The 19,888-nt window shown below is 63.7% G+C and carries 16 protein-coding genes; 9 read left to right on the forward strand and 7 right to left on the reverse strand.

The genetic code is table 11. The annotated features are described in order from the left end of the window. Positions 1-6: 6 nt before the first annotated feature. The 4 genes from LB558_RS11955 (at position 7) to LB558_RS11970 (ending at position 5,520) form a co-directional block, all read left to right on the forward strand. A complete protein-coding gene (locus LB558_RS11955) occupies positions 7-318 on the forward strand; it encodes a sarcosine oxidase subunit delta (RefSeq protein WP_224697747.1) in 312 nt (103 codons plus the stop codon). Beyond that, complete coding sequence (locus LB558_RS11960; protein WP_224697748.1) at positions 315-3,308, forward strand: sarcosine oxidase subunit alpha; 2,994 nt, start codon at positions 315-317, stop codon at positions 3,306-3,308. The genes LB558_RS11955 and LB558_RS11960 overlap by 4 nt, the downstream gene beginning before the upstream one ends. After that, positions 3,301-3,903 (forward strand): sarcosine oxidase subunit gamma family protein, encoded by a 603-nt coding sequence (soxG, locus tag LB558_RS11965; RefSeq protein ID WP_224697749.1) that lies wholly within the window; start codon positions 3,301-3,303, stop codon positions 3,901-3,903. Before LB558_RS11960 ends, soxG begins: the two co-directional genes overlap by 8 nt. A gap of 174 nt (positions 3,904-4,077) precedes the next feature. Continuing rightward, positions 4,078-5,520: an MFS transporter gene (locus LB558_RS11970; RefSeq protein ID WP_224697750.1), complete on the forward strand. Its 1,443-nt coding sequence runs from the start codon at positions 4,078-4,080 to the stop codon at positions 5,518-5,520. An 11-nt stretch (positions 5,521-5,531) separates the two neighbouring features. Here LB558_RS11970 and LB558_RS11975 read toward each other — a convergent pair whose 3' ends face one another. Next, a complete protein-coding gene (locus LB558_RS11975) occupies positions 5,532-6,236 on the reverse strand; it encodes a nitroreductase (RefSeq protein ID WP_164762705.1) in 705 nt (234 codons plus the stop codon). A gap of 180 nt (positions 6,237-6,416) precedes the next feature. On the opposite strand from LB558_RS11975, the gene LB558_RS11980 reads away from it, so the two are divergent. From LB558_RS11980 to LB558_RS12000, 5 genes are read left to right on the forward strand one after another with little or no spacing between them, the layout of a single operon-like run. Then, positions 6,417-7,004, forward strand: a complete 588-nt coding sequence (locus LB558_RS11980) for an XRE family transcriptional regulator (RefSeq protein WP_263495235.1) — start codon at positions 6,417-6,419, stop codon at positions 7,002-7,004. A 20-nt stretch (positions 7,005-7,024) separates the two neighbouring features. Further along, positions 7,025-9,478 carry a GcvT family protein gene (locus LB558_RS11985; protein WP_224697751.1) on the forward strand — a complete coding sequence of 818 codons (2,454 nt, stop codon included), beginning with the start codon at positions 7,025-7,027 and terminating at the stop codon, positions 9,476-9,478. Beyond that, complete coding sequence (locus tag LB558_RS11990) at positions 9,475-10,380, forward strand: homocysteine S-methyltransferase family protein (RefSeq protein WP_224697752.1); 906 nt, start codon at positions 9,475-9,477, stop codon at positions 10,378-10,380. Before LB558_RS11985 ends, LB558_RS11990 begins: the two co-directional genes overlap by 4 nt. Then, positions 10,373-11,554, forward strand: a complete 1,182-nt coding sequence (locus tag LB558_RS11995; RefSeq protein ID WP_224697753.1) for a pyridoxal phosphate-dependent aminotransferase — start codon at positions 10,373-10,375, stop codon at positions 11,552-11,554. The genes LB558_RS11990 and LB558_RS11995 overlap by 8 nt, the downstream gene beginning before the upstream one ends. Further along, positions 11,551-14,001, forward strand: coding sequence for a GcvT family protein (locus LB558_RS12000; protein ID WP_224697754.1), 2,451 nt, complete (start codon positions 11,551-11,553; stop codon positions 13,999-14,001). The genes LB558_RS11995 and LB558_RS12000 overlap by 4 nt, the downstream gene beginning before the upstream one ends. Before the next feature lie 165 nt (positions 14,002-14,166). On the opposite strand, the gene LB558_RS12005 is transcribed toward LB558_RS12000, so the two are convergent. The 6 genes from LB558_RS12005 to LB558_RS12030 all read right to left on the reverse strand — a co-directional run bounded on the left by LB558_RS12005 (position 14,167) and on the right by LB558_RS12030 (position 19,884). Next, the gene (locus LB558_RS12005; protein WP_224697755.1) at positions 14,167-14,754 is read right to left on the reverse strand and encodes an NAD(P)H-dependent oxidoreductase; all 588 of its coding nucleotides are present in this window, start codon (positions 14,752-14,754) and stop codon (positions 14,167-14,169) included. Further along, the gene (locus tag LB558_RS12010) at positions 14,754-15,335 is read right to left on the reverse strand and encodes an NAD(P)H-dependent oxidoreductase (protein WP_224697756.1); all 582 of its coding nucleotides are present in this window, start codon (positions 15,333-15,335) and stop codon (positions 14,754-14,756) included. Before LB558_RS12010 ends, LB558_RS12005 begins: the two co-directional genes overlap by 1 nt. Continuing rightward, a complete protein-coding gene (locus tag LB558_RS12015; protein WP_224698029.1) occupies positions 15,335-16,738 on the reverse strand; it encodes an FAD-binding oxidoreductase in 1,404 nt (467 codons plus the stop codon). The genes LB558_RS12010 and LB558_RS12015 overlap by 1 nt, the downstream gene beginning before the upstream one ends. Next, a complete protein-coding gene (locus LB558_RS12020) occupies positions 16,738-18,039 on the reverse strand; it encodes a cytosine deaminase (RefSeq protein WP_224697757.1) in 1,302 nt (433 codons plus the stop codon). The genes LB558_RS12015 and LB558_RS12020 overlap by 1 nt, the downstream gene beginning before the upstream one ends. Positions 18,040-18,218: 179 nt before the next feature. After that, entirely contained in the window at positions 18,219-19,070 is an 852-nt protein-coding gene (locus LB558_RS12025) for an ABC transporter permease (protein ID WP_224697758.1), read from the reverse strand. Next, positions 19,057-19,884, reverse strand: coding sequence for an ABC transporter ATP-binding protein (locus LB558_RS12030; protein ID WP_224697759.1), 828 nt, complete (start codon positions 19,882-19,884; stop codon positions 19,057-19,059). Before LB558_RS12030 ends, LB558_RS12025 begins: the two co-directional genes overlap by 14 nt. Positions 19,885-19,888 lie beyond the last annotated feature (4 nt).

A 19,888-nucleotide genomic window follows, 5' to 3' on the forward strand; every position in this document is an offset into this window, starting at 1 on the left:
AGTCCAATGTTGATCACTTGCCCCTATTGCGGCCCGCGCGACGTCATCGAGTTCACCTATCAGGGGGACGGCAATCGTGAGCGTCCCGACCCCGCCTCGCAGAATTTCGAGGCGTGGAATGCCTATGTCTATGACAGGCTGAACCCGGCCGGGGATCACAACGAGATCTGGCAGCATTCCGGCGGTTGCCGCACGCATCTGCGGGTCGTGCGCAACACGCTGACGCATGAGATTTCCAGCGTCGCCTTCATGCGGGGTGATCATGGGCGCGGCGATCATGGCTCGACCGCGCGCCGCAGGGCGGAGGACAAGTCATGAGCCCGCGCCGCACCGACACTGGCGGCCGCATCGACCGGCTGAAAACCATCCGCTTCACCTTCGATGGCGCATCCTACACCGGCCATGCCGGCGACACGCTGGCGTCAGCCCTGCTGGCCAAGGGCGTCACGCTGTACGGCCGCTCGTTCAAATACCACCGCCCGCGCGGCCTGTTGACTGCCGGCGTCGAGGAGCCCAACGCGCTGGTGACGGTGCTGAAGGGCGAGGTTCGCGAGCCCAACATCCCGGCGACCATGGTCGAGATCCATGACGGGCTGGTTGCCATCAGCCAGAACCGCTTTCCCTCGCTTGCCTGGGACGTCAACGCCGTCAACCAGCTTGGCGGCAACATCCTGTCGGCCGGGTTCTACTACAAGACCTTCATGGGGCCGGTGTTCGGTCCGCTCAAAGGCACGCATTTCTGGATGTTCTGCGAACACTTCATCCGCCGCGCAGCCGGTCTCGGCAGTGCCGGATCGGCGAAAGACCCGGCCCGCTACGAGCGCATGAACGCCTTTTGCGACGTGCTGGTGGTCGGCTCAGGGCCGGCCGGCCTGATGGCCGCCAAGGCCGCCGCCGATCAGGGTGCGCGCGTCATGCTGGCCGATCTCGAGCCGCTTTTCGGCGGCTCGGCCAACTGGTCCGATGAAACGATCGATGGCGCGCCTGCCGCCGATTGGGCGCGCCGCACCGTCGCCCAACTCGCAGGCCGCGACAACGTCCGGCTTCTGCCGCGCACCACGGTGTGGGGTTACTACGACAACAACACGCTTGCCGCGCTCGAACGGGTAAGCGACCACAAGGATCAGCCAGGCAAGGGCGAGCCGCGCCATCGCTATTGGGCGATCCTCGCCAAATCCGTGGTCCTGGCCACTGGTGCGTTCGAGCGGCCGCTCGTGTTCCCCGGCAATGACCGGCCAGGCGTGATGCTGGCGCATGCAGCCGAGCGCTATGCCAACGAATTCGGCGTGCTGCCGGGCGAGCGGATCGCGCTGTTCACCAACAATGACAGCGCCTATCGGGCGGCCGTCGCCTTGAAGAAGGCCGGTGCCGCGGTCGTCGCCATCGCCGATGTCAGGCCGGAACTTTCGCCGGAGATGCGCAAGCTGGCCACGGAAGCCGAGGCCGAGATCTTCGCTGGCCATGCCGTCGTTGCCACCGAAGGCGGCAAGGCGCTGTCCGGTCTCAAGTTGCAGCGCTTCGACATGACCAACGGCACGCTCATCGGCGATCCACGCAGCATCCATGCCGATTGCCTGCTGATGTCGGGCGGCTGGTCGCCGACCATCCATCTGGCCAGCCAGGCCGGTGCCAAGGCGGAATGGAACGCAGCGCGGCAAGCTTTCCTGCCGCCAAAGCCGACACAGAGCTGGATCGGCGCCGGCGCCTTCACCGGCAGTTTTTCGACGCTGGAAGCGCTCGCCGAAGGACGCGCCGCCGGCCTCGCCGCCGCCGGCGGGCAGAGCGCACCATCCATGCTGCCGACCGTCGAAGCAGTGCCTGGTGATCCCGATCCCGCCCCGGTGTTCGAGATCAGGGCCAAGGGCAAGAGCTTTGTCGATTTCCAGCACGACGTCACGGCTGAGGACGTGCGGCTGGCACACCGGGAAGGCTTCGTCTCGGTCGAGCATCTCAAGCGCTACACCACGCTCGGCATGGCGACCGACCAGGGCAAGAGCTCCAACGTGCCTGGCCTAGCCATCATGGCCGAAGCGCTGGGCAAGCCGATCCCCGAGGTCGGCACGACACGCTTCCGGCCGCCCTTTGCGCCGGTGTCGATCGGCTCGCTGGCGGCGGAACGCTTCGGCGACCTGAAGCCCGAGCGGCTGACGCCGATGCATGACTGGCATCTGGCCAATGGCGCGACGATGTATTCCGCCGGCCTCTGGTACCGGCCGATGATCTATGGCCATGCCGGCGAGACGGTCGAGCAAGCCTATGTGCGCGAGGCCAAGGCGACACGCGAGAGCGCAGGGATCGTCGATGTTTCGACACTGGGCAAGATTGCCGTGCAAGGCCCTGACGCCGCCGCATTCCTCGACCGCGTCTACACCAACATGTTTTCGACGCTCGCCGTCGGCAAGGCGCGTTATGGCCTGATGCTGCGCGAGGACGGTCTTGCCTTCGATGACGGCACCACATGGCGGCTCGGCGAGCAGGATTTCCTGATGACCACCACCACGGCCAATGCCGGCAAGGTGATGCAGCATCTGGAATATTTCCTCGACGTGATCTGGCCGGAGCTGAAAGTCCACGTCACCTCGGTGACCGACGAATGGGCGGGTGCCGCGATCGGCGGCCCGAGGGCCAGGCAGATCCTTGCCGCCTGTGTCACCGGCACATCGGTCGACAATGCCACCCTGCCCTTCATGGGCATCGTGCGTGGCGATATAGCAGGCGTGCCGGTGATGATTTGCCGGCTGTCCTTCTCCGGTGAAATGGCTTTCGAGGTCTATTCCGGCGCCGGCTACGGCACCCATGTCTGGGAAGCGCTTGTTGCAGCCGGCAAGCCGTTTGGGCTGGTCACCTACGGGCTCGAGGCACTGGGCACCATGCGCATCGAAAAGGGCCATGTCACCGGCGCCGAGATCGACGGCCGCACCACGGCACGCGACCTGCATCTCGACTGGATGCTGTCGAAGAAGAAGCCTTTCATCGGCTCGGCGATGATGGACCGCGAAGGCTTGATCGCATCGGACCGCCTCGAACTGGTCGGCCTTATCGCGCTCGATAACCGGCCGCTCAATGGCGGCGCGCACATCGTCGAGGCGGTTGACGAAGCCAATCCGCACGGCTCCATCGGCCATATCACCGCCTGCTGTTATTCGCCGGCGCTCGGCAAACATATCGCGCTGGCGCTGGTCAAGGGCGGCAAGGCACGGCAAGGCACGCGCGCTCATGTCTCGGATCCCTTGCGCAACCGGTTCGGGCCGGTCGAGATCGTCTCCAACCACTTCTTCGATCCGGACGGGAGCCGCATGCATGGTTGAGCACCAATCACCCGAGCCCTTGTCGCCGCTTGAGCCCGAATTCCATGTCGGCTCGCACGGCAATTTCGAGCACGGTGTCGAGATCATCCTGACCGAGACGAGGCCGGGCTCGATCGTGCAGCTCGCCGCCTGGCCCGGCGAGGAGAAGAGGCTGATCGCTGCCATCCGAACCGTCACCGGGCTTGCGCTGCCCGATGGCGCCGGCGGCGGAGTGAGCGACGGGGTTAAGTCGGTGTTCGGCTTCGCGCCGGGAAAGTTCACCGTTGCCGACGAGGCCGAAGGGTTGGCCGCTGCCTTTGCCAAGGTGGTGACCCCGGCTATCGGCACGGTCACCGACCTGTCGCATGGCCGCACCGCCATCCGCATTGCCGGGCCGAAGGCCGAATGGGTACTGGCGAAATTCTTCGCCATCGACTTTTCGCTGCCGGCCTTCCCTGTCGGCGCAGGCCGCTCGACCGCTCACCACGACGTCTTCGCCCAGATCCAGCGCACCAGTGCCGACCAGTTCGACATCTATGTCTTCCGCTCCTTTGCACGCTCGTTCTGGAAGGCGCTCTGCCACGCCAGCGAGGAAGTCGGCTACGAGGTGCAATAGGCCTGCGGTCATATCGCTGCGTTGCCTGCATCTGGCATCAACGCCTGCCGCTTCTGCCGCTAGAGAATCAGGCCGCAGGCGCCCATGGTGCGAAAACGTGGCCGCCCAACCGGCCCATGGATATGAAAATCCCTTCTTCAAGAGTCGGCACATTCGTTTGGTTCGAACATCTCCATGACCGCAGAACTATCCGCCGGCGCCTCGGATCGCGCCGATGTGCCGGCCAGAGCCCTGCTCCTGCTGCCGCTGACGGTTGCCTGCGGCGTGTTCATGACCAGCCTCGACCAGAATGTCGTGGTGACCGCGCTGCCGGGCATCAGCGAAAGCCTCGGCCGTCCGCCCAGCCAGCTCGGCCTCTTGATTACCGTCTATGTTGCCAGCCTGATCATCTCGATGCCGCTTGGCGGCTGGGCCGCCGACCGCTTCGGCTTGCGCAACGTCTACTGCTTTGCCTTGCTGGTGTTCGCTGCCTCGTCGGCGCTGTGCGGACTGTCCGACAACATCTGGACGCTGGTTGGTGCGCGTGCGCTGCAAGGCTTTGGCGGCGCCTTAATGGGCACGCTCGGCCAGGTCGTCATCCTGTCGACCTTTCCGCGCAGCCGAACGCTGAAGATCAACATGTACATCTCGCTGGCCGGCCAGTCCGGACCGCTGGTCGGCCCGCTCGTCGGCGGCGCGCTGACCACCTACATTTCCTGGCGCTGGATCTTCTTTATCAACGTGCCGTTCGCGCTGGCTGCGGCAATTCTTGCCGCCTCGCTGTTTCCGACGATGACCAGGCCGGTGCGCACGCCGTTCGATTTTCCGGGCTTCCTGCTGGTCGGCAGCGGCATGGTCCTGCTGGTCTTCGGCATGGATTCGCTGGCCGCCAAGGACGCCGCGGGCGGCATCATCGCCGCCGAACTGGCGCTGGCGCTCGTCATCCTGACCATCGCCTCGTTCTACTGCCTGCGTGTGCGCAATCCGCTGCTCGATCTCAAGCTTTTGCGCATCCGCACCTTCCGCATTTCGTTCCTGACCGGCGGTGGGCTGGACACGATCGGCCTCAGCTCGGTCGTCTTCCTGCTGCCATTGATGTTCCAGCTCGGCTTCGGCATGAGCGCGGTTCAGGCGGGATCGCTGACTTTTGTCGCCGCGGTCGGCTCGGTGGCGATGCGGTTCTTCATGCCGCGCGTCCTCAACCGTTTCGGCTTCCGCCGCGTGCTGGTCTACAACACGCCCATCGTCGCCGCCCTGGTTGCCGGCTTCGCGCTGGTGCAGGCGACGACGCCAGTGTGGATCGTGCTCACCTACATCTTCGTCTTCGGCGTCTTCCGCTCCGCGCAATGGGCCTCGACCGGCAACCTCGCCTATTCCGACATCGCGCCCGAGCAGCTCGCCCGTTTCAGCGCGCTCTATTACATATTATGGCAGCTGGCGGTGGCGATCAGCGTCGGCCTCGCCGCCGCGGCGCTGTCGTTTCTGGCTGGCGGCGGCCCGGCCGTCGCCGACGACTTCCGCATCCTGTTCGTGATCGAGGGCGTCATCACGCTCTGCGCGCTGCTCGCCTACCTCAAGCTGACGCCGCAGGACGGCGCCCATGTCAGCGGCCACGGTGCCCCGATGAATACGGAATGAGGCTGGCTGGCTTATTCGCTGAACGTCACCCACTCTTCCAGCGGCACGCGGTCGGTGCGGAAGGCGTTTTCAGGTTTTGACGTATCCTCATAACCAAGCGCCATGCCGCAGACGACGATCTCTTCGTCCGGAATGTCGAGCACCGGCCTGATCTGCCGGTGATAGGGCGCGAAGGCCGCCTGCGGACAGGTGTGCAGACCCCTCCCCCTAGCTGCGACCATGATGTTCTGCAGGAACATGCCGTAGTCGATCCACGAGCCCTGGTTGAGGCGGCGGTCGATGGTGAAGATCATGCCGACCGGAGCATCGAAGAAGACGAAGTTGCGGTCATGCTGGGCGCGCATCTTGTCGACCTCGCGGCGACCGATCCCAAGCGCGCCATAGAGGCCGAAACCGTTGGCGCGGCGGCGAGTCAGATACGGCTCGAAGAACTGCGTGGGATAATACCGGTACTCGTCCCAATCAGCTTTTTCGGCGCGAATGCCAGAATTGAGAATGGCGTCTGATATCCGCTGCTTGCTCTCGCCCTTGGTGACATAGACCTTCCATGGCTGCATGTTGGTGCCGGATGGAGCGCGCGCCGCAACCGCCAAAATGGCGCGGATGGTGTCGTCGTCGACCATGTCGGGCAGGAATGCGCGCACCGAACGGCGCGACAGGATCGCCTCGTCGACAATCTCGGCATCGCCCGCAATTCGGGGGTTATTTTCCAGCATGGGCCGTCCCTTACCCTTTGTCTCGATCGGACGTCCCCACTCGCCGCTCTCGGCGGAGCCTTTGCATGAACCGTCAAAATCGCGCAAGCAAATCTTGTGCATCCGTGAAAATCTACTTGATTTTTTCATGAGCTTGATTTCTCATGAAATTTGACCGAATTTTTTCATGAAGAGAGCATTTTGCCTTCGACTACCGCAAGAACATTGCAGGGACCTGACGAACGCGTGCTGGCCGGCGATATCAGGGCCTTGCGCAAGGCGCGCGGGCTGACACTCGCGGAGATCGGCCTGAAGCTTGGCCGTTCGGTCGGCTGGGTCAGCCAGGTCGAGCGTGGCCTGTCGACGCCATCGCTCGGTGACCTCCGAGCCTTCGCCGAACTGTTCGGCGTGCCGATCAGCCTGTTCTTCAGCCATGACGTACCTGTCGAAAGCGAACGTGGCGTGGTCGTGCGCGCCGGCAGGCGCCGCACGCTTGGCACAAGCGAATCCGGCTTGGTGGAGGAGCTTCTGTCGCCCGATCTCGGCGGTAGCTTCGAGATGGTGCGTTCGGTTTTCGCGCCGGGCGCGGAACTGAAGGCCGAGGCGCAGCGACCGACCGAGGAAGCCGGATACGTCGCGTCCGGACTGTTCGACATCGAGATCGGAGGTGTCTGGCATCGGCTTGGCGAGGGCGACTCCTTTCGCTTCGAAGGCAAGCCCTACCGCTGGCGCAATCCGGGTGCCGAGCCTGCAATTATCATCTGGGTGGTTTCACCACCCGTCTATTGAGTTCAAGTTTGGAGAAGAACATGGCGGGTTTGCCGAGCACGGCGCGCGTGGTGATCATCGGAGGCGGCGCCGTCGGCACCTCCGCGCTCTATCATCTCGCCAAGGCGGGCTGGACCGACTGCGTGCTGCTCGAAAAGAACGAGTTGACCTCCGGCTCGACCTGGCATGCCGCCGGCAACGTGCCGACCTTCTCCTCGTCCTGGTCGCTGATGAACATGCAGCGCTATTCGACCGAGCTTTATCGCGGACTGGCCGACGCGGTCGACTATCCCATGAACTATCACGTCACCGGCTCGCTGCGCCTTGCCCACTCGGTCGAGCGCATGCAGGAATTCCAGCGCGCCAAGGGCATGGGCCTCTACCAGGGTATGGACATCGACATTGTCGGCGTCGACGAGATCCAGCGTCGCTATCCCTTCATCGAGACGCATGACCTGAAAGGCGCGCTCTACGATCCGAGCGACGGCGACATCGATCCGGCGCAGCTCACCCAGGCGCTTGCCAAGGGCGCGCGCGACATGGGCGCCAGGATCATCCGCTTCTGCCCGGTCACAGGCGTGCGCCGCGAGAACGACGAGTGGATGGTCGAGACGGCACAAGGCGAGATCCGCTGCGAGATCGTCGTCAATGCCGCCGGCTACCGCGCCGCCGAAGTCGGCCGGATGTTCGGCCGCGACGTGCCGATGATGGTCATGAGCCATCAGTACATTTTGTTCGAGGAGATCCCCGAACTAGCGGCATGGTCGAAGGAACAGGGCAAGAAACTGCCCCTGCTGCGCGACGTCGACACCTCCTACTATCTGCGCCAGGAAAAGAACGGCATGAATCTCGGCCCCTATGAGCGCAATTGCCGCGCGCATTGGGCCACCCACAACGACCCGATGCCGGAGGATTTTTCCTTCCAGCTGTTCCCCGACGACCTCGACCGGCTGGAGCACTATCTGGCCGACGCCGTCGCCCGCGTGCCGATCCTGGGCACCGCCGGGCTGTCCAAGGTCATCAACGGGCCGATCCCCTACACACCGGACGGCAATCCGCTGATCGGCCCGATGCCCGGCGTTCCCAATGCCTTCGAGGCCTGCGTCTTCACCTTCGGCATTGCCCAGGGTGGCGGCGCCGGCAAGGTGCTGGCCGAATGGGTGACAGAGGGCCAGACCGAATGGGACATGTGGTCGTGCGACCCGCGCCGCTTCACCTCCTTTGCTTCGGCGCCGGATTATTGCGTCGTCAAGGGCATGGAGATTTACGGCAACGAATACGCGATCCAGTTTCCGCGCCATGCCTGGCCGGAAGGGCGCGACCGCAAGCTGTCGCCAATCCATGATCGCATCAAGGCGCTCGGCGGCCGCTTCGATGCCTATAATGGCTGGGAGCGCGCTACCTGGTATGCGCAAGACGGCGATGATGTTTCAGAGGAAGCGACACTGACCTTCCGCCGCGAAGGACCCTGGTACCATCGTGTGCGTGAAGAATGCCTGGCCGTGCGCGATGCCGCCGGCATTTTGGACCTGCCGGGCTTCTCGCGCTTCAACCTTGACGGTCCCGGTGCCGCCGAATGGCTGAGCCTGCAGGTCACCGGGCTGGTGCCGAAGCCAGGCCGCATCGGCCTCGTCTATTTCGCCGACGACAAGGGCCGCATCGTCACCGAAATGTCCGTGGTGCGCCACGACGACAACCTAATGACGCTGATCACCGCGGCGGTCGCGCAATGGCACGATTTCGAGTGGCTGAAATCGCGCATGCCCAAGGACGCACCGTTCAAGCTGATCGACCGGACCGAGGAATTCTCGACCCAGATCCTGGCCGGCCCGAACTCGCGAAAAATCCTCGCTGACGTCTGCGAAGCCGACCTCACTCTGCCATGGCTGACGCATCAGGAGACAAAGATCGCCGGTCGCTGGGCCAAACTCGTGCGCGTCTCCTTTGCCGGCGAACTCGGCTGGGAAATCCACACCAGGATCGACGACACCGCCGCCATCTTCGATGCCATCTGCGCGGCAGGCCAGCAGCACGGACTGAAGCCGTTCGGCATGTACGCGCTGGATTCGCTCAGGCTCGAAAAAGGCTACCGCACCTGGAAGGGCGATCTCTCGACCGACTATTCGATCCTGCAGGGCGGGCTCGAACGCTTCGTCAAATGGGACAAGCCCGACTTTCGCGGCAAGGCGGCACTGCTGAACGAAAAGCAGCAAGGCGTGAAGAAGCGCTTCGTCACGCTGGTCGTCGAGAACCCCGGCGACTGCGACGCCCCTTCAGTGTCGACGCTGTGGCACGACGGCAAGATCGTCGGCGAGACGACGTCAGGCGGCTGGGGTCATCGGATCGACAAATCAATCGCGCTCGGCATGCTGCGCGCCGACCTGGCCGAACCAGGTACATCAGTCGAGATCGAAATCTTCGGTGACCGCTTTCAGGCGATCGTGCAGAAGGATGAACCGCTGTGGGATCCGAAGAACGAAAGGCTGCGCGCATGAAGAAAATCATCCTCACCGATGGCGGGATGGGCCAGGAACTGGTCCGCCGCAGCAAATCCGAGCCGACGCCGCTATGGTCGGCCAGGGTGCTGATCGACGAGCCGGATCTGGTGCGCGACCTGCACGCGGAATTCATCCGTGCCGGCGCACGCGTCATCACCATCAACACCTATTCTGCGACACCCGAACGCCTGGCGCGCGAGGGTGCGGAAGACCTCTTCAAGCCATTACAGAAGCGCGGCATCGAATTAGCCAGGCAGGCCCGCGACGAGGCCGGCGATGCAGCCATCGCCGGCTGCCTGTCGCCACTTTTCGGCAGCTATGCACCGGCGCTGACCATTTCCTTCGAGGAGACGCTCGATATTTACCGCCGCATCGTTGCCGAGCAGGCCGATGGCGTCGACCTGTTGTTGTGTGAAACCATGGCGTCGGCGGACGAAGCCCGCGCGGCGGTCACCGCGGCATCGGAAAGCGGCAAGCCGGTATGGGTGTCGTGGACGCTGGCCGACCACGGCAAGCCGCGGCTGCGCAGCGGCGAAGCAATAGCCACCGCGGCAAGCGCGCTCGACGGCCTGGCAGTCGCCGCGCGGCTGGTCAATTGCTGCCGGCCGGAAGCAATCGCCGCGGCTTTGCCTGAACTGATCGACCTCGGCGGCCCGGTCGGCGCCTACGCCAATGGCTTCACTTCAACCGAAGCACTCAAGCACGGTGGCACCGTCGATGTGCTGCACGCTCGTCACGACCTTGGCCCGGATGCTTATGCCGACCAGGCGATCGGCTGGGTGGAGGCTGGGGCAAGCATCGTTGGCGGCTGCTGCGAAGTCGGACCTCCGCACATCGCCGCTCTGCGCGACCGGCTCGAACAGGCCGGCTACGAAATTTCGGGAGTTTTGCATGCCTAGACCATCATCGCGCATTTCCGGCATCGTGCCTTCGGGCAAGGACGGCTGGGAAGTCCATTTCGCCGCCTGGACGCGCAAGGAGGCAGGCGAAGACATCATCATGTTGTCGGTCGGCGACCATGATTTCGATACGCCTTCGCAGACCATCGAAGCCTGCGTGACCGCGGTTCGCGGCAGCAATCACCACTACACCCCGCTTCCTGGCCTGCCGCGCCTGCGCAAGGCGATGGCGGCAGCTTCGAGCGCCTGCACCGGCGTCGAGACGTCGCCGGATCAGGTGATCGCCACGCCGGGCGGCCAGGCCGCACTCTACGCGGCGGTACAGGGCGTGCTCGACCAAGGCGATCACGCCATCGTCGTGGCGCCCTATTATGCCACCTATCCCAACACGTTCAGCGCCGCAGGCGCTGAATTCACCGTCGTCGAGACACCGGCCGAGGATGGCTTCCAGCCACGTGCCGACATGATCCGCGCGGCAATTCGGCCGAACACGCGCGCCATCCTGATCAACACGCCGAACAATCCGACCGGTGCGGTCTATTCGCGCGAGAGGCTGGAGCAGTTGGCAGAAGTCTGCCGGGAGCACGACCTCTGGCTGCTGTCGGACGAAGTTTACTGGACGCTCGGCGGCGGCGAGCACGTCTCGCCGCGCTCGCTGCCAGGGATGAACGAGCGTACGCTGGTCATCAATTCGATGTCCAAGAGCCACGGCATGACCGGCTGGCGCATGGGCTGGCTAACGGGACCGGAAGAGATGATCACACTCATGATCAATCTCAATCTGGTGACGACCTACGGCCTGCCGGCCTTCATCTCGATCGCTTGCTCCGAGGCGCTGGAGAACCGTTATGGCATCAGTGAGATCGCCGAACGTTACGCGGCACGCCGCACCGTCTTGCTCGACGCCGTGCGGGGCATGAACGATGTCACCGTGCGCGGGTCGGAGGGCGGCATGTATGTCATGCTCGACATCTCGGCCGTCGAACCGGATGACGAGAAATTCGCCTGGGCCCTGCTCGACAACGAAAAGGTTGGCGTGATGCCCGGCTCCAGCTTCGGCGAGGCCGCCGCCGGCCACATTCGCATCAGCCTCTGCCAGCCCGAACCCGTGCTGCGGGAAGCTGCACTTCGTCTGCGCCGCTTTGCTTTCAGCTACCGTCGCGAGGCAGCATGACCGCCAAGGCAGTTCCCGCCAAAGCAAGAGCGGTCATTATCGGTGGCGGCGTTTCCGGCTGCTCGGTCGCCTATCACCTGGCCAAGCTCGGCTGGACCGATATCGTGCTTCTCGAACGCAAGCAGCTTACGTCGGGCACGACATGGCATGCCGCCGGCCTGATCGGCCAGTTGCGCGGTTCGCAGAACATGACGCGGCTGGCGAAATATTCCGCCGACCTCTACGTCAAGCTGGAAGCCGAGACGGAAGTCGGCACCGGCATGCGCCAGGTCGGTTCGATCACCGTAGCGCTGACCGAGGAGCGCAAGCACGAGATTTACAGGCAGGCATCGCTCGCCCGTGCCTTCGATGTCGATGTGCGCGAGATTTCGCCCAGGGAAGTCAGCGAGATGTACCCGCATCTCAATGTTTCCGATGTCGTCGGCGCCGTGCATCTGCCGCTCGACGGCCAATGCGACCCCGCCAACATCGCCATGGCGCTGGCCAAGGGCGCGCGCCAGCGCGGAGCGACCATCATGGAAAATGTGAAGGTCACCAAGGTCCACAGCAAGGCCGGCCGCGTCACCGGCGTGTCCTGGGCACAGGGCGAAGAACAAGGCACGATCGAAGCCGACATCGTCATCAATTGCGCCGGCATGTGGGCCCGCGAACTGGGCGCGCGGAACGGCGTCACCATCCCGCTGCACGCCTGCGAGCATTTTTATCTCGTCACCGAGCCGATCCCCGGCCTCACCCGCCTCCCGGTGCTGCGCGTGCCCGACGAGTGCGCCTACTACAAGGAAGACGCAGGCAAGATGATGCTCGGCGCCTTCGAGCCCGTGGCCAAGCCGTGGGGCATGGACGGCATCCGTGAGGATTTCTGCTTCGACCAGCTGCCGGAGGACATGGAGCATTTCGAACCGATCCTCGAAATGGGCGTCAACCGCATGCCGATGCTGGCGACCGCCGGCATCCACACCTTCTTCAACGGACCGGAGAGTTTTACGCCCGACGATCGCTACTATCTTGGCGAGGCGCCGGAACTGTCCGGCTACTGGATGGCGACCGGTTACAATTCGATCGGCATCGTCTCCTCCGGCGGTGCTGGTATGGCGCTGGCGCAGTGGATCAACGACGGCGAGGCGCCTTTCGACCTGTGGGAAGTCGACATCCGCCGCGCCCAGCCGTTCCAGAAGAACCGCCGCTATCTCAAGGAGCGTGTCTCCGAAACGCTCGGCCTGCTCTATGCCGACCATTTCCCCTACCGGCAGATGGCAACCTCCAGAAACATCAGGCGGTCGCCGCTCCATGAGCATCTCAAGGCACGTGGCGCCGTGTTCGGCGAAGTCGCTGGCTGGGAGCGCGCCAACTGGTTCGCCCTCGAGGGCCAGGAGCGTGAATACCGCTACTCCTGGAAACGGCAGAACTGGTTCGACAACCAGCGCGAGGAGCATCTGGCGGTGAGGAACGGCGTCGGCCTGTTCGACATGACCTCCTTCGGCAAGATCCGTGTCGAGGGCAGCGATGCCTGCGCTTTCCTGCAGAAGCTCTGCGCCAACGACATGGACGTGATGCCGGGCAAGATCGTCTACACCCAGATGCTCAACCGGCGCGGCGGCATAGAGAGCGATCTCACGGTCTCGCGGTTGTCCGAGACGGCGTTCTTCCTCGTCGTCCCAGGCGCCACGCTGCAGCGCGATCTGGCTTGGCTGCGCAAACACGTCGCCGACGAGTTCGTCGTCATCACCGACGTGACGGCGGCCGAAAGCGTGCTCTGCCTGATGGGCCCGGACGCGAGAAAGCTGATCCAGAAGGTCAGCCCGAACGATTTCTCCAATGAGAAAAATCCGTTCGGCACGTTCCAGGAAATCGAGATCGGCATGGGCCTGGCCCGCGCCCACCGCGTCACCTATGTCGGCGAGCTCGGCTGGGAACTCTATGTCTCGACTGATCAGGCCGCCCATATCTTCGAGGCGATCGATGAGGCCGGCGCCGAAGTCGGCCTGAAACTCTGCGGCCTCCATACGCTGGATTCCTGCCGCATCGAAAAGGCTTTTCGGCATTTCGGCCACGACATCACCGATGAGGACAATGTGCTGGAAGCCGGCCTCGGCTTCGCTGTAAAGACGGCCAAGGGCGACTTCATCGGCCGTGATGCTGTGCTGCGCAAGAAGGAGACCGGATTGAACCGCAGGCTGGTCCAGTTCCGGCTGAAAGACCCGCAACCCCTGCTCTTCCACAACGAGGCGATCCTGCGCGACGGCAAGATTGTCGGCCCGATCACATCTGGCAATTACGGCCATCACCTCGGCGGCGCGGTCGGGCTAGGCTATGTGCCTTGCGAGGGCGAGAGCGAGGCGGATGTGCTGGTCTCAACCTACGAGATCGAGATCGCCGGCGAGCGTTTTGCGGCGGAAGCGTCATTGAAGCCGATGTACGATCCGAAGTCGGAACGGGTGAGGATGTAGTGCTTCTCACCCTCCCCCTTGTGGGAAGGGTCGGCTCGCAGTCGGAGCGGAGCGGAGATTGCTGGACGGGGTGGGGTAGCGCCCTAAGAGACCCCTACCCGCTTCGCAAAAGCGGCTTTGCGGCATTTGCTGCGCGACCCTCCCCACAAGGGGGAGGGTGAAAACTCAAAACCGCTCCAGCTTCCCTCGCACCTTCGCCAAAAACGCCACCCTTGTCGCCGGCGTCGAGGAATCCATCAGATAGTGCGCCAGGAAGAATGTCCGGCAGCGCGTCGCGCACAGTGCGCGCATGCCGCGCAAAAGGGTCTTGCGTCCCGGCTGGCCGACGACGACGCTCCACCAGGTCGGCGCGCCGCAGGTGGTTATGACGCCGACCTTGGTCACATGCGTCATCAGCGATTTGATCCGACCCTTGCCCGCCGGCAGCTTGAAGGCGACGTCCGTCGCCCACACCCGGTCGAGCCAGCCCTTCAGCATCGCCGGCAGTCCGTACCACCAGGTCGGATAGACAAACAGGATCGCTTCGGCCCAGTTGAGCAGTTCGAAATGCGGCTTCAGCGCCGGGTCCTGCGGCGCCTGGTCATTGTAGGAGCGTCGCTCGTCGCAACCCATCACCGGGTCGAACTTCTCGGCATAGAGGTCGAGCAGCCGCACCTCCCAGCCTCGTCGCTTCAGCACGTCGATGGCAGTGTCGCGGATGGCGGCGCAAAAACTCTCCGGCACCGGATGGCAGTAAACCACCAGCGCGCGCATCAGAAGGCATCCATACTGGCCGCGACCTTGGCCATGAAGGTCTTGCGCGTGCTGTCGGTCGACAGATTCATCGAATAATGCGCAAGATAGCTCACCGGCGCGCCCGGTTTGACGGTGGCGCGCAGCATGCGCTTGATCAATTTGCGCGGCGGATCGCCCATCAGCATGGCGCGGAACCGGCTGCCGCCATAGGTGGTCACCGCCGCGACCTTGCGTATGTTGTGCAGCGACGGCTGCGCCTTGCCGTCGACCAGTTTGAACGACACGCCGGGCAGGAAGACGCGATCGAAAAAGCCTTTCAGGATCGCTGGAAAGCCATAGTTCCAGACCGGATAGGAAAGCACCAGCGCATCGGCGCGCAGCAGGCGCTCGACGTAAGGCGCAACCGCGTCGGCGGGGCCACGCTGGTTGTGATAGTCCAGTCGTTCCTGGCGCGTCAGTCGCGGATCGAAACCCTCGGCATGGAGATCGCAGTCGTCGACCGTATGGCCCGCCACCGTCAGGCGCTCGACGATCATCCGGTGCAGGCCGGCATTGAAGCTGGTCTCGACCGGATGCGCGTAGAGGACGAGGATGTTCATCATCCCACCTTCTGCAGCCCCTTGAACAAAAAAGTCCGCCCCGAACGGTAATCATAATCCGGGTTCTCCCAGGCGATCATCTTGCCGGGGTTGAGCAGGCCCTGCGGGTCAGTCTCGCGCTTGAAGGCAAGCTGCACGGCATCCGTCTGCTTCATGCCGCCCTCTTCCAGAGTGTAGCGGTGCGGGTTAAAGATCGGGCAGCCATTCGCCTCATGCAGGCGCACGATCTCGTCGAGCCTTGCTTCGGTGGTGAACTTCACCAAGGGCAGGCCGAAGCAGGTGATGTTGCCGTCCAGCCGCACGAATTCCAGATGCGAGAATACCTCGTCCGGAAACATCGTATCCATCTTTTCGACCAGCGCGAGCTGGTTGGGAAAGGGATAGAGTGACTGCAGATAGGTGATCGAAGGATCGACGCGCAGTGCCCTCAGCGTCGTGTGGTTCCAGGCCAGCTCATAGGCCGGCGGCAGGCCCTTCTTCTCGTCCGGCGTCGCCGTGGCGGCATTGTAGATCACCTCGCCACCGGCCCGGCTGGTGAAGGCCAGGAAAGCGTCCAGCCCGTGCCGCGCCACCATGATGACGCAAATGCTTTGCCCCTGCTTCAGGAACTTCTGATGCCGCTTGAAATAGAGCTGCGGCACGGGTGCCGCTATCGGCGTGATCAGCTTGGTCAGGATACCGTCCTGGCAGGCCAGCGCATTGCCATAGCGGGCAGCATCCATGAAAGCGTCGAAGCCGACGATGATGTCGATCCATTCATAAGCCGCGGTCAGCGGCATCTCGACCTCCGATATGATGCCGTTGGTGCCGTAGGCGTGGGTGACCTTGTGCAGGTCCTCGCCGATGAGCTCGAGCGCTTTCGGCTCACCTTCCATCGTCACCACGCGCAGGCGCAGCACATTGCCGAAATCGCGCAACCCGCCGAAATTGATCGAGCCGACGCCGCCCGAACCGCCGGCGATGAAGCCGCCGATCGAAGCGGTGTTGTAGGTGGAGGGCGATAGCCGGAGTTCCTGCCCGGAATGCGCCCGCGTTGCCTTGTCGATATCGGCCAGAATGGCCCCCGGTCCGGTCACGACGCGACCCGGGGCGATCGACTTGATCTCGTTCATCTCGGCAAGGTTGAGCACGACGCCGCCTGAGAGCGGCATCGCCTGGCCGTAATTGCCGGTGCCGCTGCCGCGCGGTGTCACCGGCACGCCATGGCGATGACAGGCGGCAAGCACGCGGATCAGTTCGGCCTCGTTCTTCGGCGTCACGATCAGGTCGCCGGTGACATGGTCTAACTGCTGCTTCAGCACCGGGCTGTACCAGTAGAAGTCGCGGCTCTTCTGCTGGACGATGGCTGGATTGTCGTCGATCTTCAGGCCTTCGAGATCGCGTTTGAGCGCCGAAACGTCCATCATTCCACCATCAGTTCGTCGAGTTCGGCATAATCGGGCAATTGCCGGTCGATCGCCTTGCCGCCGCGCACAACGATGCGATCCGATTCGGGCCGCGACAGCAATTCCGTCCAGCTTCGGCCTTTGAACACGATGAAATCCGCATCGCCGCCGGCAGCCAGCGTGCCGAAGCCATCAAGCCGCATCGCCTTGGCCGGCGTCGCGGTGACCGCCTGCGGCCAGTCGGCAACCGGATGATCGAAGTGTAGGATGCGCGTCGCCATGCGGTAGACCTCCAGCATGTCGAGATCGCCATAGGCATAGAAGGGATCACGCGTGTTGTCGGAAGCAACTGCGACCGGAATGCCCCTCGCCTTCATCTCGTGCAGCAGCGTCACGCCACGCCAGCGCGGCGTCGTGCCGTCGCCGCGCCGATCCTGCAGATAGAGATTGCACATCGGCAGCGAGACGACGGCGAGCCCGGCCTTCGCCACCTTGTCCAGCGTGTCGAGCACGTCGAGGTCCGGCTGGCGCGCCAGCGAGCAGCAATGGCCGACGAGGATCTTGCCTTCGAAACCATTCCAAAGAGCGGCCTCGGCGATCTTCTTCAGCGATATGGCGGAGATATCATCGGTCTCGTCGGCATGGAAATCGAGATCGAGGCCATGCTTGATGGCTTGCGCGAAGACATGGTCGAGCAGTTCTTCGAGGTCCGGCACCATATAGGTGACGACACCGAGCACGCCCTTTGCCGCGGCAACCCTTTTTGCCAGCCTGTCGAACCACTTTTTGTCACGCACGCCTTCGATGCCGAGCAAACAGGCGCCCTGCAACTCGATGCGGCCGCGCCATTCCTCGCGCATCGCCTCGAACACCGGCCAGGAGATATCCTCCTGCGGCGCGACGCTGTCGATGTGGGTACGCAGCGCCCGGGTGCCATGGGCGTAGGCGCAGCACAGCGAGAAATCCATGCGCCGGGCCAAATCCTCGGCGCTCCAGCGTGCCACACGATCGGCACCGGCGGCATTCAACGCGCCCATGAACGTGCCGTCGGGATTGGGTTTTCGCGGCCAGATATGGCCCTTGTCGATATGTGTGTGGCAGTCGACGAAACACGGCAGCACGATGCGGCCGCCAAGATCGATGGCATCGGCACGTGCCTTCGATTTGCCATGCGCTGCAATGCTGGCGATCTTGCCGTCGGCGACGGCAATGTTGGCCAGCGTGAAACCGTCATTATCGTAAGTCGCAGTAAGGCCCGACGTCAGTGATTGATGAATACGGACGTTAGCGAGCTGATAAGAGCCAGAGGCTGGTATCAAGGCCTACCCCCCTCTGTCCTGCCGGCCCCCTCTAGGGGGGAGATTGGCAGCTTCGTTCGAACCGCCTCTCTTTCGGCACTCACAATTGGCGAAAGCAAAACACACAGCCGATCTCCCCCCTTGAGGGGGAGATGTCCGGCAGGACAGAGAGGGGTGTTTCGCACCAACCTTTCAGTCACCTAGCGCTCCTGCTTCAGTGCGCTTTCGTGCCAGCGCCGCAAAATGAGATGCGAAATCAGCGACAGCACGAGGAAGATCAGGATGCCGGTGAGCGAGATCAGGAACAGCGCCGCAAACAGCCGCGGCGCGTTGAGCCGGTAGCCGGCCTCGATGATGCGCGAGGCAAGGCCGGACGACTGGCCGGTGGTGCCGGCGACGAATTCGGCCACCACGGCGCCGATCAGCGACAGGCCTCCGGCGATCTTCAACCCGCCGAGGAAATAGGGCATCGCCGCCGGCAGGCGGAGATAGCGCAATTGCTGCCAGCGCGTCGCGCCATTGAGCTTGAACATGTCGCGCAGATTGCGGTCGACGGAGTTGAGGCCAAGCGTGGTGTTGGACAGGATCGGAAAGAAGGCGACGATCCAGGCGCACAGCAGAAGCTTGGTCGTCTGGTCGTTCACATAGATGTTGATCAGCGGAAAGATCGCCACGATCGGCGTCACCTGCAGCACGATGGCGAAGGGGAAGAACGACATCTCCACCCATTTCGATTGCGCGAACAGCACCGCCAGCCCGACCCCGCCGACAACCGCCAGGGCAAGGCTGAGGAAGGTGATGCGCAAGGTCACCAGCAGCGAGGAAAACAGCAGGCCGGCGTCATTGTAGAGCGTCCACAGCACCACGCCCGGTCGCGGCAGTATGTACTGCGGAATCTCGTTCCAGACGCAGATCCGATCCCACAGCCAGATCGCCAGGATCATGATCGCCAGCGGCAGCACCCAGCGGCCGCTCCGTTCGAACCGCTCCTGGCGCACGCGGCGTGCTTCCTCGGGGTCGAGTTCGAGCACGCGCTCGTCAATGGCCGTCATGATGCGCGCCTGCTGTTGAGTTGATGGCCTTGACCAGCACATCGGAGGCCTGACGGCACAATGCCGCATAGTCGGGCGAGGTGCGAAACGCCTCGTCACGCGGATAGGAAGCCTCGATGGCGAGGTCGTCGAACACCCTGCCCGGCCGCGCCGCCATGACGACCACGCGGTTGGAGAGGAACACGCTTTCAAAGACGCTGTGGGTGACGAAGACGACCGTGAAGCGTTCGTCCTGCCACAGTTCCAAGAGATCGTTGTTGAGCTTGAAGCGGGTGATCTCGTCGAGTGCCGCGAATGGCTCGTCCATCAGCAGCACACGCGGTTTGGTCACCATGGCGCGTGCGATCGAGACGCGCATCTTCATGCCGCCGGACAGTTCGCGCGGCACCGCGTCTTCGAAACCGGTCAGATGAACCCGCGCCAGCATCTCCGTGATCGCCGGTGTCGCCTTGGCACGCGAAATGCCTTTCAGCCGAAGCGGCAGCCAGACATTGTCGAAAACATTGGCCCAGGGCAGCAGCGTCGGCTCCTGGAAGACGAAGCCGATGTTCGAACGGTCAAGCGAGCCGCCGCCGCGCCAGTCGAGCACGCCGGAGGTCGGCGTCGACAGGCCGGCGATCAGCCGCAGCGCCGTCGACTTCCCGCACCCCGACGGCCCGAGCAGGCTGAGGAAATCGCCTTCCCGGATGGTCAGGTTGACGTCGCTGAGCGCCGTCACGCCGTTGGAGAAGACCTTGCCGACGCCGCGCAGCGCCAGAAGCGTCGGGGCCGCACCCGACGCAGCCGGCGCTTGCGCCACCTTTTCCCTTATCATGCCG

Source organism: Mesorhizobium sp. CO1-1-8, from assembly GCF_020164875.1.
Classification (GTDB): domain Bacteria; phylum Pseudomonadota; class Alphaproteobacteria; order Rhizobiales; family Rhizobiaceae; genus Mesorhizobium.

What these genes read in the sequence shown, in the direction of transcription:
- LB558_RS11985 (WP_224697751.1), top strand. Translation starts at nt 7,025, where the DNA reads ATGGCGGGTTTGCCGAGCACGGCGCGCGTGGTGATCATCGGAGGCGGC.
- LB558_RS12015 (WP_224698029.1), bottom strand. Translation starts at nt 16,738, where the DNA reads ATGGACGTTTCGGCGCTCAAACGCGATCTCGAAGGCCTGAAGATCGAC.
- LB558_RS12025 (WP_224697758.1), bottom strand. Translation starts at nt 19,070, where the DNA reads ATGACGGCCATTGACGAGCGCGTGCTCGAACTCGACCCCGAGGAAGCA.
- LB558_RS11990 (WP_224697752.1), top strand. Translation starts at nt 9,475, where the DNA reads ATGAAGAAAATCATCCTCACCGATGGCGGGATGGGCCAGGAACTGGTC.
- LB558_RS11995 (WP_224697753.1), top strand. Translation starts at nt 10,373, where the DNA reads ATGCCTAGACCATCATCGCGCATTTCCGGCATCGTGCCTTCGGGCAAG.
- LB558_RS12030 (WP_224697759.1), bottom strand. Translation starts at nt 19,884, where the DNA reads ATGATAAGGGAAAAGGTGGCGCAAGCGCCGGCTGCGTCGGGTGCGGCC.
- LB558_RS12000 (WP_224697754.1), top strand. Translation starts at nt 11,551, where the DNA reads ATGACCGCCAAGGCAGTTCCCGCCAAAGCAAGAGCGGTCATTATCGGT.
- soxG (WP_224697749.1), top strand. Translation starts at nt 3,301, where the DNA reads ATGGTTGAGCACCAATCACCCGAGCCCTTGTCGCCGCTTGAGCCCGAA.
- LB558_RS11975 (WP_164762705.1), bottom strand. Translation starts at nt 6,236, where the DNA reads ATGCTGGAAAATAACCCCCGAATTGCGGGCGATGCCGAGATTGTCGAC.
- LB558_RS11970 (WP_224697750.1), top strand. Translation starts at nt 4,078, where the DNA reads ATGACCGCAGAACTATCCGCCGGCGCCTCGGATCGCGCCGATGTGCCG.
- LB558_RS11955 (WP_224697747.1), top strand. Translation starts at nt 7, where the DNA reads ATGTTGATCACTTGCCCCTATTGCGGCCCGCGCGACGTCATCGAGTTC.
- LB558_RS12005 (WP_224697755.1), bottom strand. Translation starts at nt 14,754, where the DNA reads ATGCGCGCGCTGGTGGTTTACTGCCATCCGGTGCCGGAGAGTTTTTGC.
- LB558_RS12010 (WP_224697756.1), bottom strand. Translation starts at nt 15,335, where the DNA reads ATGAACATCCTCGTCCTCTACGCGCATCCGGTCGAGACCAGCTTCAAT.
- LB558_RS11960 (WP_224697748.1), top strand. Translation starts at nt 315, where the DNA reads ATGAGCCCGCGCCGCACCGACACTGGCGGCCGCATCGACCGGCTGAAA.